At 58.0% G+C, this 13,875-nt stretch carries 13 protein-coding genes and 1 pseudogene; 6 read left to right on the forward strand and 8 right to left on the reverse strand.

The window, feature by feature from the left end; translation table 11 throughout:
- From ABSE61_RS33755 to ABSE61_RS33765, 3 genes are all read right to left on the reverse strand, one after another.
- Window positions 1-1,317, reverse strand: a 1,317-nt coding sequence (locus ABSE61_RS33755) for a hypothetical protein (RefSeq protein WP_423875514.1), incomplete at its 3' end; no start/stop codon positions are given.
- A 151-nt stretch (window positions 1,318-1,468) separates the two neighbouring features.
- Entirely contained in the window at window positions 1,469-2,260 is a 792-nt protein-coding gene (locus ABSE61_RS33760) for a molybdopterin-dependent oxidoreductase (RefSeq protein ID WP_423875515.1), read from the reverse strand.
- 10 nt (window positions 2,261-2,270) lie between these two features.
- Complete coding sequence (locus tag ABSE61_RS33765; RefSeq protein WP_423875516.1) at window positions 2,271-2,930, reverse strand: cytochrome b/b6 domain-containing protein; 660 nt, start codon at window positions 2,928-2,930, stop codon at window positions 2,271-2,273.
- 152 nt (window positions 2,931-3,082) lie between these two features.
- Here ABSE61_RS33765 and ABSE61_RS33770 point away from each other — a divergent pair, with 152 nt between their 5' ends.
- The 5 genes from ABSE61_RS33770 to ABSE61_RS33790 all read left to right on the forward strand — a co-directional run bounded on the left by ABSE61_RS33770 (window position 3,083) and on the right by ABSE61_RS33790 (window position 7,399).
- Window positions 3,083-3,604, forward strand: a complete 522-nt coding sequence (locus ABSE61_RS33770) for a PRC-barrel domain-containing protein (protein ID WP_423875517.1) — start codon at window positions 3,083-3,085, stop codon at window positions 3,602-3,604.
- Window positions 3,605-3,667: 63 nt separating this feature from the next.
- Window positions 3,668-4,816, forward strand: a complete 1,149-nt coding sequence (locus ABSE61_RS33775) for a trans-sulfuration enzyme family protein (RefSeq protein ID WP_423875518.1) — start codon at window positions 3,668-3,670, stop codon at window positions 4,814-4,816.
- A 4-nt stretch (window positions 4,817-4,820) separates the two neighbouring features.
- On the forward strand, window positions 4,821-5,552 hold the full coding sequence (locus ABSE61_RS33780) for a TIGR04282 family arsenosugar biosynthesis glycosyltransferase (protein WP_423875519.1): 732 nt from the start codon (window positions 4,821-4,823) through the stop codon (window positions 5,550-5,552).
- Window positions 5,549-6,289: a glycosyltransferase family 2 protein gene (locus tag ABSE61_RS33785; RefSeq protein ID WP_423875520.1), complete on the forward strand. Its 741-nt coding sequence runs from the start codon at window positions 5,549-5,551 to the stop codon at window positions 6,287-6,289. Before ABSE61_RS33780 ends, ABSE61_RS33785 begins: the two co-directional genes overlap by 4 nt.
- 81 nt (window positions 6,290-6,370) lie before the next feature.
- On the forward strand, window positions 6,371-7,399 hold the full coding sequence (locus ABSE61_RS33790; protein ID WP_423875521.1) for an NAD-dependent epimerase/dehydratase family protein: 1,029 nt from the start codon (window positions 6,371-6,373) through the stop codon (window positions 7,397-7,399).
- Window positions 7,400-7,586: 187 nt separating this feature from the next.
- On the opposite strand, the gene ABSE61_RS33795 is transcribed toward ABSE61_RS33790, so the two are convergent.
- Together ABSE61_RS33795 and ABSE61_RS33800 are read right to left on the reverse strand one after the other, a co-directional pair.
- Window positions 7,587-8,132 (reverse strand): carboxymuconolactone decarboxylase family protein, encoded by a 546-nt coding sequence (locus tag ABSE61_RS33795; protein WP_423875522.1) that lies wholly within the window; start codon window positions 8,130-8,132, stop codon window positions 7,587-7,589.
- A gap of 217 nt (window positions 8,133-8,349) precedes the next feature.
- Entirely contained in the window at window positions 8,350-9,978 is a 1,629-nt protein-coding gene (locus ABSE61_RS33800; protein WP_423875523.1) for a porin, read from the reverse strand.
- Between the two features lie 371 nt (window positions 9,979-10,349).
- On the opposite strand from ABSE61_RS33800, the gene ABSE61_RS33805 reads away from it, so the two are divergent.
- Window positions 10,350-10,583, forward strand: coding sequence for a hypothetical protein (locus ABSE61_RS33805; RefSeq protein ID WP_423875524.1), 234 nt, complete (start codon window positions 10,350-10,352; stop codon window positions 10,581-10,583).
- Between the two features lie 142 nt (window positions 10,584-10,725).
- On the opposite strand, the gene ABSE61_RS33810 is transcribed toward ABSE61_RS33805, so the two are convergent.
- The 3 genes and pseudogenes from ABSE61_RS33810 to ABSE61_RS33820 all read right to left on the reverse strand — a co-directional run.
- On the reverse strand, window positions 10,726-11,577 hold the full coding sequence (locus ABSE61_RS33810) for a hypothetical protein (RefSeq protein WP_423875525.1): 852 nt from the start codon (window positions 11,575-11,577) through the stop codon (window positions 10,726-10,728).
- A 129-nt stretch (window positions 11,578-11,706) separates the two neighbouring features.
- Complete coding sequence (locus ABSE61_RS33815; RefSeq protein ID WP_423875526.1) at window positions 11,707-12,222, reverse strand: GlcG/HbpS family heme-binding protein; 516 nt, start codon at window positions 12,220-12,222, stop codon at window positions 11,707-11,709.
- Between the two features lie 1,172 nt (window positions 12,223-13,394).
- Window positions 13,395-13,699, reverse strand: a pseudogene (locus tag ABSE61_RS33820) (IS5 family transposase); the annotation flags it as partial.
- Window positions 13,700-13,875: the final 176 nt, after the last annotated feature.

Raw genomic sequence — 13,875 nt, forward strand, 5'->3', positions numbered from 1 at the left:
AATCGCGCCGAGAGAAATGGCGGCCATTCGGGTCTCCGGCGCCAGCTTTTCGTGTGACAGTTTGACGGCGAAGAAAAACCCTGCAGGATAGAAAGCGGCAAATTCTACAAATAAAAAAATGGTCCAATAGGCCGGCAAATCGAGCAGCGCGCGAAGAGTAGCGGGAATTGGTTCGTCCAAAACCTCATAAGGCAAAAACGAAATCGGTGTACCGTCGCCCCGAGCCATCGCGGCGCGAAACTGGTCATGAATGAACACGGACGATAGGGCGACCGCCAGTACCGCGGCCGCGACCGTGAGCGCGACGAACCGCCAACGTCGATCTGGCTCAATCCTGATCAGCAAGATCGCGCCAATCACGACGACGGCGAGTGGGTAGCTTATGCCGCCTACCCATGTCGAACTCTCAAAGGCCGCCGCGGAAACCAGCGACATCGCCAAGGCTAAGGGCCAACTCTGGCTGCGCGCCAGCCGAACTAGAAGAAACGCAGCGATGACCGCGCACCCGGCGGAGGCGACATGTTGCGGGGCCCAGGCAGACTGAAAAAGCCAGCCACCGAAGCCGGAGGGCCACCCGCTCACCGCGCCAACGATTTGCCGGCCAAAAATCCAGTTCGGAATTTCGCGGATTGAAGACGTCGCGCTGATCGCCAGCACCCAGAACGCCGGGGCCGGGCGGGAACTCAGCCAGACCGCCAATCCCATCATCAGAGTCAGCGATGAGAGCGCGGTAAAACAGGTCATCCCGACGTCCGCTTCCCAGCCGTTAAATCCGGTCAGGATCGAGATCTCCGCGGCGCCGAAATGCCAGAGATAGTAATAGGGCAGTCTGGTGATGCCGCCGTTCTCTTCGAAGAATGGATTGCCGGCCGGAACGCCGAGCCTTGCCATGTCGTCAACGATTGCGATTTTTGTGTGATCGAAGATCGGCCCTGCGACGGCAACGCCACCGGGTGTGACGGTCGGAATGATCGCCATCGTAATCGCGCAGGCGAGTAGATATCCGCCGACGATTGCGAGCGGGGGTACCCGGACCGAATCTGCTTCGGCCGCGTCGCTTCCTCTGGGATATCTGAGCAGGCAGAAAAGTGCCACAATGACCGACAGCAGCGTCGTCGTAGTTACCGTCGTCCTGGTCATGCCGATCAAGAAGAACAGCGGCAGAGCAATGGCACTTTGCGACGCCCAGCCAAGCAACGGCGCAAACGGCAGCACCAATGACCGCGGCAAAAGCTGGCGGCCGATTGCAAAACCGCAACAACTCCACATTGCCAAAGCAAGCGCCGCGCAAGCCAGGCTGTTCTGAATTGTTGCCATTGAGGACGAGCGCCCGGTCCTATAGTGCCACGACGCCGAGTTCGCAGTCAGACCTCGCCAACAAGTAGGTTAGTCTCGTCAAATACGGCTGCCGCGTCTGCTATTTCATGGTCGCTGGCGAAACGCAATGCAACAGACGCGTGGTCCTGGCTCAAATGCCTGCAAACCAGTTGAAACCCTCTTTGCGGTAATAGGTATCGGGGAACGTGTTCGTGACTTCGATCGCTGTCAACCACTTCGCATTCTTGAATCCGAGCTTCGTCGCGGTGCGAAGCCGCAGCGGAAAGCCGAACGGGTCTCCAATCGGTTGCTTGGCGTATTTTGTCGCCAGCATGGTCTGCGGATGCAGCGCCGAAGCCATATCGAGGCTTTCGGTGTATCCGTCGGCGCAGTGGAACGAGACATATTTTGCCGATATGTCGGCACCGATGCGAGCGAAGAATTCGCGAAGATTAACGCCTGACCATTGGCCGATGTAGTCCCAGCCTTCGACACAGATGTGCTTGATGATCATTTCTTGTTCGGGCAGTTTGTAGACGCTCTCGGCATCCCACGGGCGCTTGTCATTGATCAGGCCGGACAACTCCAGCTTCCACGTGCCGGCGCTGACAGGTTTGACGTCCTCGACATCGTAATGGGCATTAAAGCGCGGCGGTATAACCACTTGATCCACCGAATAGGTCGGCGCCAGATGGTTGGGCCGGAAAATGAGCGCCTGCACGCCATCGTTCCAATCCGATACGGTACGAAGCACGCTTTGCAGGTTTCGGTTTTCGGACGGATCGCAGCCGCCCAGCAAAGTGAGCGCGCCCAGGCTCAGAGAGCCGCGCAAAATTCCTCTGCGATCAATCCTCTCGATCAGCTTGCGATTTTCGTGAATAAAACTTTGATCCACGCCGCCAGGCGGCCGGAAGATCGATTTCGAAGGTGGTTTGGAGACCATTGGTGTTCTCCTAGTGAGCAGTCTTGTGTTGTAGTTCCGCGGACCGTTGGTCATCGACCACCGGCCCTCCGGTGAACATGGAGACCAAGGTTTGCGGCACCAGAAGCGCAAGCGCGACATGCACGGTCACAAAAGCCACAATCGCCGACATGCAGAAAAAATGAACCAGACGGGCATTCTGAAAGCTGCCGAACAACGCGACCAATTCGGAAAACTGGATCGGTTTCCAGATCGCAAGGCCGGAGATCACGGTCAATATCCCGACCGAGATCACGCCGACATAAAGCAGCTTTTGGATCGCGTTATATTTTGTGGGATCGTCGTGCGAGAGTTTCAGGTGCAAGGTGTCCTTGACGGTCGCGATCAGATCGCTGAGCCGGATCGGCAGCAGCATTCGGCGAAATCGCCCGGAAACCAGCCCGTAGGTGAGGTAGGAGAGCCCGTCGATTACCAGGATCCACATGCCGAAGAAGTGCCACTGCAGGCCGTGTTGAGCCCATTTGCCTAGCGTCAGTGCCTCTGGAAAGTGCAGCCAACCGAACAGCACTTCGTCATTGTAGATTTTCCAGCCGCTGGTAATCATAATGAAGATGGTGACGGCGTTCACCCAGTGCATGATCCGCACCGGAAGCGGGTGCAAGTGGCGCCTGTGATTTGTCATCTGGACCATGTTCCGCTCTGGATATTCACGATTTTCCGGCGTTCTTGCGTAACTAATACGGCGGTCGGCGCGTATTGTTACCAATGAAAAACACGGATCGAGAGCTATTCTGTGACAAGTGTTCCAAAATAGCTTGAAAAACAGGGATCGTGAGCTATTCTATGACGATCGTTCCAAAATATCTGGTCTTTATCGCCGTATTTGCTTCGTTTTCGCCGTTTCCCACGGTGCATCCAGTCGTCAAATCCGATGTGCTTGTGGCAGCTTCCGCCGAGGGCGGCGACCCTACCGCACCAGCCGAACCGGAGCCGACACCCGAGCAGAAAATGCAGGCGCGGTTTCCACAACCTACCCTGGCCAGTCATTTGATCGGCCTGCCCGTCCTCGATGGGGACGACAGCACCATCGGATACGTCAAGGAGGTCGTCCGGGATCCCGATGGCAAAATCAAGCTGATCGTGCCCTATGCGAAATGGTTCGGCTGGGCGCGCGATGGCGGCTGGCTGGCCTCTGGCCGCCGTCTGGTCGCTGTGCCGATCGAGACGGTTGCGATTTTAGCCCTTCAAATCGATGCGTTGGATATGGATCGCGACGCTTTCGACAAAGCTCCGACGTGGTCGCCGGGCACGGCGCAGCCCCTTGCCCCGAACCAGGTCATCAAGATTGCGATACAGCGGCGGTAATCTGTCGCGCCACGTGGCGGCGGCCAAGGAAACTCGCTCGGAAGTATAAGGTTATCCACGCCTATGGACGATCAAAGCAAACCTAAACTGAGCCTGCGCACCCTAGCGGCCCAAGCGCTGGGAATTTACGAACCCACGACGATGGGTTTAGTGCCGCCAATCCACGCCGCAACGACTTTTATTCGTGACCCCGACAACGGCTACCGTTCGGGGCATGTCTATGGCCGAACCGACAACGTAACCATTCAGCACGCCGAGGACGTCATCGCGGCTCTCGAAGGCGCAGACGAAGCATTGCTGTTTGGCTCCGGCATGGCTGCAGCGACAGCGGTGTTTCTTGCCCTTGAAATGCCTACTCACATCGTCGCTTCCAAAGTGATGTATTGGGGGTTGCGGTCCTGGCTGCAGGACATCGGACGGTATGGTCACAGCATAACATTCGTAGATACCGCGCGGCTAGAGGACGTTCGGCAGGCCGTGAAGCCGGGTCAGACCGGCCTGTTCTGGATCGAAACGCCCAGCAATCCGCTTTGGACAGTCACGGACATCGAGGCGGTCGCCGAGATCGCTCATGCCTCAGACGCCCTTCTATGCGTGGATTCGACCGTTTCGACACCGGTCTTTACGCGTCCGCTCAACCTCGGCGCCGACATCGTGATGCACTCCGCGACCAAATATCTGAATGGACATTCCGACGTCAGTGCCGGCGCGCTCGCTGTCATTCAGGGCGGCAGCCTTTGGTCACGGATCAAGCAAAACCGGAGAAATCAGGGAACGGTCATCGGCCCGTTCGAGGCATGGCTGCTTACCCGCGGCATGCGCACGCTGGATGTTCGCGTCAGGGCGCAAGCGACAGCAGCAACCTTCCTGGCTGAAAAGCTCGTCGGTCATCCGGCGATTTCGGATGTTCTTTATCCGGGGCTTACCACCCATCCTGGTCACGACATCGCCGAACGGCAAATGACAGGTGGCTTCGGCGGGATGCTTTCCATCCGAATCAAGGACGGAGAAAAGGTGGCGATCGAGACCGCAGCACGGGTCAGGCTTTGGAAGCGGGCAACCTCGCTGGGCGGAATTGAGAGCCTGATTGAACATCGCAGCTCAATTGAAGGCGCTGGGTCACCGTGCCCGATGGATCTCTTGCGGCTTTCTGTCGGGCTCGAAGACAAGGACGAACTGTACTCCGACCTCGTCCAGGCCTTGAGGATTTAAGATCATGATGACGAAGCCTGTTGCAATTGGAATCATGTGCAAGACACCGATTCCCGGTTCATCAAAAACCCGTTTATCCCCGCCGCTCTCGGCGGCCGAATGTGCCGAAATATCAGCCTGTTTTATCAGAGACCTCGCGAACACGATTCACGAACTCAGCCCGTCCGCCGACTTGGTGCCTTACGCAGTCTATACACCAAAGGGGTCGGAAGAATCGCTTCGCCGGCTGTTGCCGGACAGCTTCAGACTCGCGCTTCAATGCGAGGGAGACTTCGGGGTTCGTTTACTCCAGGGCACTATCGATCTGTTAAATGACGGTCACAGCGGCGCCATTCTGGTCAATTCCGACTCGCCCACTTTGCCGAAAGCCGTTCTGAAGCAAGCCGTGGACGCCGTCGCCGACGGGGATAATGTTACGCTCAGTCCGGCAATCGATGGCGGCTACACGTTGATCGGCCTGTCAAAGCCGTATGCTCGCCTCTTTGCCGACATTCCCTGGAGCACCAGCGAAGTCTACCGGCTGACGCTGGAGCGTGCGCGCGAGATTGGCCTAGCCGCTAAAATCGTGCACGGCTGGTACGATGTTGACGACGCGGCGTCATTGAAAATGCTTGAAGACGAATTGTCCGGCAAACGCCTCGATTTTATGGCGCAAACCGTCACGGGAGCCAGGGCTCCCGAAACCCGCAAATTCATCCGGCAGTGGCGGCTCGCTTCGGAGACGCTTGCAAGATGAAATTCGCTTCGGGCGACCGTATCGTAAGTGTGGTCATTCCCTGTCTCAATGAAGAAGAACCGATCTCCGCCGTCGTCCGCGAAGTATCCGCGCAGGCCGTCGATGAGATCATCGTTGTCGACAACGGGTCCACCGATCAGACCGCATCCCGCGCCGCCGCCGCCGGCGCAAAAGTGGTTTCCGAACCGTCCCGTGGATATGGCCGCGCCTGCGCAACAGGTGTTGCAGCAGTTCGTTCTGATTGCGACATCGTGTGTTTTCTCGACGGAGATGGCAGTGACGTCGCATCGTTCCTAGCCAGCGTCGTGACCCCCGTGGCAGACGGAAGCGCCGATTTCGTGATCAGCTCAAGGCTGCGAGGCAAACGGGAGCCGGGCAGTATGACTCCGCAACAGATCGTCGCCGGCTGGATCGCCGGTGTATTGCTTCGCATCACCTATGGTGCGCGCTATACCGACATGTCGCCATTTCGGGCTATGCGCGTTACAAGGCTGCGTTCGCTCCAGATGCGCGAGCAGACATATGGCTGGAACCTCGAGATGCAGATGCGGGTCGCAGCCAGCGGGCTTCGCATCCTCGAAATCCCCGTGGACCATCGCTGCCGGCGGGGCGGCGATTCGAAGGTCTCGGGCAATCTTGTCGCGGGATTGCAAGCGGCCTGGAAGATTGCCACAACTTTCGTTCGTCTTGCGATTTCATTGCGAACACCTCCACCGAAACAGGCTGACCAAACGTGAAGAGAGCATGCATGACGGTTTCTGCCGATTACCCGGCGTGGACAGAGCCCGATCTTTCCCTTTATTCGGCAGGAGTCTGAAATGCACGTGCTCCTGACAGGCGGCGTCGGATTTATCGGCCGACATGTTTTGAGCGAGTTGCTCGATCGCGGTCACCAGGTGCGCGTGCTCGATTCGCTGCGACCGGACGTTCACCGCGATGGCGGCCCAGCTTCGCTGGAAGATGCTGAACTCCAGGTTGGTGACGTCCGTGATCGCGCGGCTACGGAGCGTGCCTTGAGCGGCGTCGAAGCCGTATTGCATTTAGCGGCAAAAGTCGGACTTGGCGTCGATGTGAACGACTTGCCCGATTATGCCTCGTCAAACGATGCCGGAACGGCCGAACTTCTGGCCTGTATGGCACGTCAGAAGGTGGCGCGTTTGACATTGGCCAGTTCGATGGTCGTCTACGGCGAAGGAATCGGCAGGTGTCCGGAACACGGCAAAGTCAGCCCGGGCCCGCGCGTCGAAGCAGCGCTGTCGTCCGGAAAATTTGAACCGCCCTGTCCTCGGTGTGGACAAATGCTGGACACCGCTTTGGTCGACGAAAACGCCCCATTGGATCCGCGCAATGCCTATGCGACCAGCAAACTGGCGCAGGAATATTACGCAAAGGATTGGGCACGTTCTACCGGGGGTGCCGTTGTCGCTCTCCGCTACCACAACGTTTACGGACCCGGCATGCCGCGAGATACGCCTTACGCTGGCGTTGCGGCCATCTTCACGTCAGCTCTCCGCCGTGGCGAAGCGCCAAGGGTCTTTGAAGATGGCAACCAACGGCGAGACTTCGTGCATGTGAGAGACGTCGCTGCAGCGACCGTGATCGCTTGTGAAAAAGCGAAACCTGGCTTCGTGGCGTTCAACGTGGGATCCGGAACGCCACGAACGGTGGGAGAAATGGCCAGAGGACTTGCGACGGCTCTTAACGGTCCATCACCGGTGGTCACTGGGCAATTTCGGCTCGGCGATGTCCGCCATATCACAGCCGATTCTTCCAGACTGCGAAGAGAATGGGGTTGGGAACCAAAGGTCGATTTCAAGAGCGGGATGGCCGAACTAGCGGCCCAATAATATCAATTAAAGCCAACCGAAAAGATTGCCGGGGCAATTTTTGACGGAAAACGATACCGATCCCTGATCCCGTCTCGTGCCGCGATAACTTCGGAATTGCTCCATCGGAAAAGCTGAGCCGCCGCGTCAAGCTCCTTCCAATACGAAGGCCCCTGCCGGCAGCATATGCAGCCGGCAGATAGATAACTCAGGTGAGTCGGGATGCCTTGACGACCGGGAAATCGATCTCGGTTTGCGCGACGATGTTGATGAAGTTCGTGAAGACGTTCTCAGAGACCACGGCGACGATCTCCACGATCTGCGCGTCGGTGAAACCAGCAGCTTTAACGGCCTCAATGTCCGCATCGCGGACATTGCCTCGCGACCGCGTGACCTTGGCAGCGAAGGCCACAGCCGCGTTCGCCTTCGCGTCGGAAGATCCGCCATTGCGATTCAGAGCGATCTCGTCGGCGTCGATCTTCGCGAGATTCAAGCCGAGATAGGTATGAGCCGAGAGGCAGTAATCGCATCCGTTGATCTGGGCCACGGCGAGTGCGATCCGCTCGCGCGTCTTGAGGTCGAGCGTCTTGGCCAGGGCGCCATTCATTCCAAGGAAGCCCTGCAGTGCGGGCGGACTCAAGGAGATGAGGCGAAATAGATTCGGCACGACACCGAGTTGCTTTTCGACAGCGTCGAGCAAGGGCTTCGAAGCTTCGGGGGTGGCTTCGCGAGTGGGAACGGCAATGCGGGTCATGGGTCCCTCCTGTTGGGTTAATCCGGCGGCACCGGTATCCCGTTAAGTAGAAGCATTTCGCCGGCGCAATAATCCGGGGCCGCATGCTTAGAGCAAAAAGCCTCGGACATTGCCGAGGCTTTTCTCAATTGATTTCAGATCAAGTAGTTAGTTTTGGCATCGCGAAGCGTGGGCTCACAGATTTCAGCCGCCCGTCGCGCGTTTCGCTCTGCACGTTTCAGAACTGGTAGCGAAGGCCGACGCCGGGGTCGAAAGAAGAAGCCTTGTTGCCGCCCGCCGGATTGAGCGTGCCGTTGTTGTTGCCGTTGGCCAGCAGGAAGCCGCTCGCCAGACCGTTCTGCGCCTGCGACCACATCACGCCGGCGTACATGTCCACGTGCCGGGCAAAGCGCCAATCGACCACCAGCGAAACGGCGTCGATGGTGCCGGAGCACTTGGCGGACCGTGCATCCGTACAACCGGCGATTTGACCAAAATTCACGCCGTTGGAGACGACATTTCCGTCAGCCGCGCCACCGAAGCTGTTCTGCCACTCGTGGTAATACGCACCGATGATGTCGAAGGCCGGCGTGATCGAATACTTCGCACCGGCCCACGCGGTCTGCAGGATCCTGTCGGTGGTGAAGTTGGTGTTGTTCGGCGCAGCGATGATAAAGCCGCCGGTCGAGAAAGCGCCGGGGTTCAGCGCGTTGTTTGGGTTGGAAAGGTCGATGTGCTCATAGCCACCGAAGATTTTCCACGGTCCGATGACGTACTTGGCGCCCACCGAAAACACGGTGTTGTCGGAGATGGTCGCACCAATCTGGCCCAACCCAGCACTCAGCGTGGTAGCAGATATCGCAAGCTGGCCCGGGGTCAACGCAGCGGCCGAGACGGCGTCAAAGATCTTGCCGCCGACGAAATCCATCGAGAAGCCCATATAGTCGAACCCGATTTCGCCTTCGAAGGCGTTGCCGGGAGCGCTGTTGCCGCCGTTGCGGGCCTGGATTTCACCCGCCAACCGCACCGGACCGAAATTCACGCGATACTCATACGAGTTGTCGAGAATGCGGTTTTCGGTGTCGCCGCCGCCGCCGTTGGCGCCCTGGAAGGTGATGAGCGAGAAGGCGTTCGAACCCGACAGCGAGTCGTAGTTGGCGATAAGCTCGGAGGTCAGCGCCGACTGACGGCCCATCGTGAACGTGCCGTAGGTCGGCGAACTGATACCGAAGTAGGCCGCGCTGTTGAACAACTGGCCGGCCTTCGAGGAGTCGCCGAACGCGTTCTGCAGCGACAGGTTCGTGGTCAGGCCGTTATTCTGGGCCACGGAACCGACGCCGTTGGAATTCTGACCGTTGTTCACATCGAACAGGGTCTGCAAGTTGAACACGGCGTAGAGGTTATCCGCGATCTCCTGCTTGCCGCGCAAACCGATGAACGAGTTGCTCAGCTGGTTGGGGCCGACGCCGAAATACGAACCGCTCGAGTTCCTCGAAACCAGAGAATTGAGCGGCGCGGCGGCGATCCCGTTCAACGGCGCGCCGTGGTTCTGATAGGTCAGACCCATGTCGAAGTTGCCGTAAACGCAGATGCCCTTGATGCAGATGTCGTCGTTTTCCGCCGGCTTGGCCTTGACCGCTGCCTTGTAGGGCAGGTCAGCCGCCATCGCGTCAACGGGATTGACGGCCGGTGCGGCTGCCTTCTGCTGTTGCTCAAGCGCCTTCTGCCGCTTTTCAAGCTCGGCGATACGCTTGGTCATTTGTTCACGCAATTGCTTGGCCTGAGTCTGAATGTCCGACAGTTCGTCGGCGTGAGCCAGCGTTACGAGTGCCACGATGGTCGCTGCTGAGATGAAAATTCTCTTCACGTGTGACCTCCACAAATAGGCGCGACACCAACGGGTCCCGGACTGCGGTGCTGTTCGCACTTGTGCCGCAACCGACCAAGTAACTGCCGCTGTCTTGACTGAGATTGCTTGCCGTCAGAGACGGGATCGCCGACAACCATCCAGTTGGCGCCGGCAAGAAACACAGCGCCTGAATTTCGTCGCTGAACACCACCGCGCCCCTTAATTACCGCCCGAAACGGAAGTCGCTAGCAGACGGTCTCACGGCCCAATATTTTAGAGCAATTGCTATATAACGTATTAGACCACTTGGTATATAATGCAAGCTATATAACGCAAGGGTTGGCGCAAATTCGTATTTCGACGGTTGAAGTTTCCACTGCAGAAATGGCGTGTCGATTGCACCGGGCAGCATCACAGTGCCATCGGCGGACGAACACGCGGCATCCGGGACCGGCATGTCGCAACGATGCCGGGCGATGGCCGAATGCATCTTCGGTTGGGGCCAGCAGCACGGCACCATGCGCAAAATCAAGCGTTGCGGTGTCGCTCGCGTCGCCTCCGACTTCCCGCTTAATCTAATCGCCTACAATCTTATCCGCATTCCCAAACGGCTTGGCGTTTAGCCGCCGCCTTAAGAATCAACCCAGCACAAGGCTAGAAAATTGCATTCGAACCCATCGCTCCGCTTCAACCGCGACCGCCGGGAGAGCAAAAAACGCTCAAGTTCCGGTGTTTTCCAGCGCACTGCTAGTGAAGATCCCCCGACTAAGCTAGCGATTCACGCATGGCGTGGCCGATCACGGTCATCATGGGGATAGTATCTCTGGAGAACTGAGAGACCGTATCGAGTAACTGGGGAGTCGAAGCAAAACGTTTGAGGGGCGGCAAATTTGTTGCGACTATTGCCGCCTCGCGGATCATCGCTTTTTGCAAATCGTTGCTCGCCCTGGCGATACTGTGGTCTCGGAAGCGCGGAAGGAGCGAGACGTGAAGCGCTGCGAGGTACCTCGGCCAATGAGCCAGATGCCTAAAGAGGCTGGGCACGACTGGATCGAGCTTAGAGCGGTCGCCGAAACCAAAGTCGTTTACGAGCCATCGTAGTGACGGAGCCATCGTTTGTGGAGATATCATCTGTGGTAACGGACCCGGTATCGCCGGTGGCGGACGCCAATCATCCCCATGTTGAGGAGCTACGGGAGGAGCATCACTCTGGACGCGCGCCAAAAGGCTAAGTACGGCGAGCAAGTTGACCGGGTTTGCCCTGTTAAAGGCATCGAGCGTGTTTTGAACCATTTCGAGGTCTCGTCCCGCCAAACCTAGCATGTCGCGGGCAGCTGGTTCGAGCCCGGGCAGCGGCTTATCGAGGCTCACAGATCTCGCAATCCTCCAAGCTGCATCCTGAATCCGTCCTCCTCGGAATAGAGGACCAATCGACTTCCAGACTTCCTCAAAAATTTCCGGATAGGTCGCAATGTGACGAAAAATGAGAGCGACCATGGGCACGCCTGACAATCTCCGGATATCACGGTAAATCGCCTGAACTGACTGAGGCGCATCGGCCTCGCTCACCTCCAGCAACGTGAATGCGTCCGTCCCGGCGTCGAACTTAGATGTCATTTTCTACGATCCACGCTATCTAGCGCCGTTCTTTCTGAGAGATCGGTCAACCCTGTACTGCTCGTGAGACTAAAGCGGCCCGTCTCAATGAAAGTATTGACGACTCGGTAAGCAATGACTCAATTTTAGTTATCGCAGGCGATCAGCGATTTTGGCGACGGCCGCTTGGGCGCAAACCTCGTCCTTATCGCCTCCCGGGGCGCCGCCAACGCCGACCGCGCCGATAACTTCGTCGCCCGATTTGATAACAACTCCGCCGGCCACCAGAAACACGCCGGCGAGATGCTGGAGTGGTCCGAAGGCGGGCCCATTAACGACCCTGGTAACGATCGCGCTTGTCGTGTTTTCGCTAAAGTTAGGACCGAGCGAAACTGCGGCATAAGCCTTGCCCCGACTGCTATCAAGTGTATGAGGCGGCGCAAGATCGCCTTTTGCGACGGCTTTTATTATTCCGGAGGCATCTACAACGGTTGCCGCAACGCGGTAACCTGATTGCTCGCATGCCGCCACCGCCTCCGTAGCGACTTCCATGGCGATAGAGAGGGAAAGTTGCTTTCTCACCGCGAGGGCCTCCGCTGAGGCCGGCGAGGCCCAGAAGGAGCCGATATAGACGAGAGAGAGGATTATCATAGAACGAGACATCATCTTGGTGCTCCCCGAAGTAAGTCGCCACATTTGGTTGGTCGGATGATACTTCGTAATTTCGGGCTACTTTGTTACTGGGTTACAGGACTTCGTCGCAAAGCAGGTTGGAGGTTGGCCCAGCGCGCTCATCTCTCGCATCTGCTCTCAACGGGTTCCCAAAACCCGGCGAGGGCGATTTTTATTGTCCGACGATGTAACGCGAGGTGGTCCGAGCGCGTAACCCTACAAAGGCACGTGCGAAGCAGGAGCTTGAATGTCTCGGGGTCGAAGTTCTGCCCAGACGGTCGAGGCAGACCGCACAGGACGGATTGTGGGAGGGCCTGATTTGTCGTTGCCCGGTCATTCGGAGGCTTTTGTCACCGGCGATGCCGCCGCTGCCACTTGGAACCACAATCTCATAGTGCCGAGCCTTGCGCCAGCCGCCAAGCAAGCCGGTCGTGACGTCGCAGACGTATTCAGGGCTGTCGCGCTTGCCACCATCGGCCGCCATGCGGCGATCGCCGATCTTGGTGGGATCAAAATAAACAGGGGGCACTTGCGTGGTGGCTTTGGGGCTCGCGCGTATCTACTTCTTGATTGGTGTGCGGGCGCCGATGCTTGTCGTAGCCCAATGGTTTTAGGCCTATTTGACGTTCGGACGCGGAGCCCGGCTTATCACCGGTCTCGCTCCGCTCTTCGAAAATCGGAAAACGCCGGTGCAGGCGGGCGACCACGAACCTTGAGCAGCGAAGCGAGCGGGTGCGCCACTTCATCTCTTCTATCCGAAGTCCGGCTCGCGTGCGGGCGTCCCGAGGCGATCATGCCAGTACAACTTTTGTCGGCGACGACCATCTTTCACGAAACGCAGATTCGATAGACAGTCGCGCGGAGCGGCAAATTAGCTCCAGCGAAGGGTCGCCGAACGAACCGGCCAAACAAGACCGATCATGAACACATGAAGAAAAGAAACCGCCTAGTTTCCCTTCTCTCGCCGCCCATGATCGCCGCCTTGGTCGCAGCAGTCTGCCTCCTAATTCTGGCGGGACTTGTCTATCAGCGTCCGAGCAACCCAAGTGACGAAACAATGTTTTCGGCCGCTAGGACAGAAACATCAGCTAAGGCTGCCGGGGCTATCGTCTCGCCAACTAAGTCCCAGTGATTCAATCGTGTCGAGCGGTCCGTTTGGTGAAAGCCGCGCGAACGAAGGTGCTGTCGATCATCAGATACTGGTTGTCGCGATCGGCGGTTAGAGCGACGAACACGCGTTCCCAGACGCCGGCATGGCACCAGCGTCTGAATCGTTGGTGCACGGTCTTCCAGTTGCCGTACCGCTCCAGCAGATCGCTCCAGTGCGCGCCTGACCGAAATACCCACAAACATCCATTCACAAACAGGCGGTTATCGAAGCGGTCCGTCCGGGATCACCAGCCTTCCCCGGCAACAGCGGCGAGATCCGCGCCCACTGCGCTTCGTTCAATTCACATCGCTTCGCTGACATCATCCGCTCCGTGTCGAACCACGGAGTCTCTATGAATCAGCGATTAAACCGCTTGGGAATCTTGAGGGTTCTGTGAGGTCGTTGGCACACCGGCGCCGTGGACGTGATCGTGGGCACGACCTCATAGAAGCCGGATTGAACGAAGCCGCGGGTTGTTTTGGCGCTATGGGGAAAGT

The sequence above is a fragment of the Bradyrhizobium sp. genome (assembly GCF_049519115.1).
Taxonomy (GTDB): domain Bacteria; phylum Pseudomonadota; class Alphaproteobacteria; order Rhizobiales; family Xanthobacteraceae; genus Bradyrhizobium.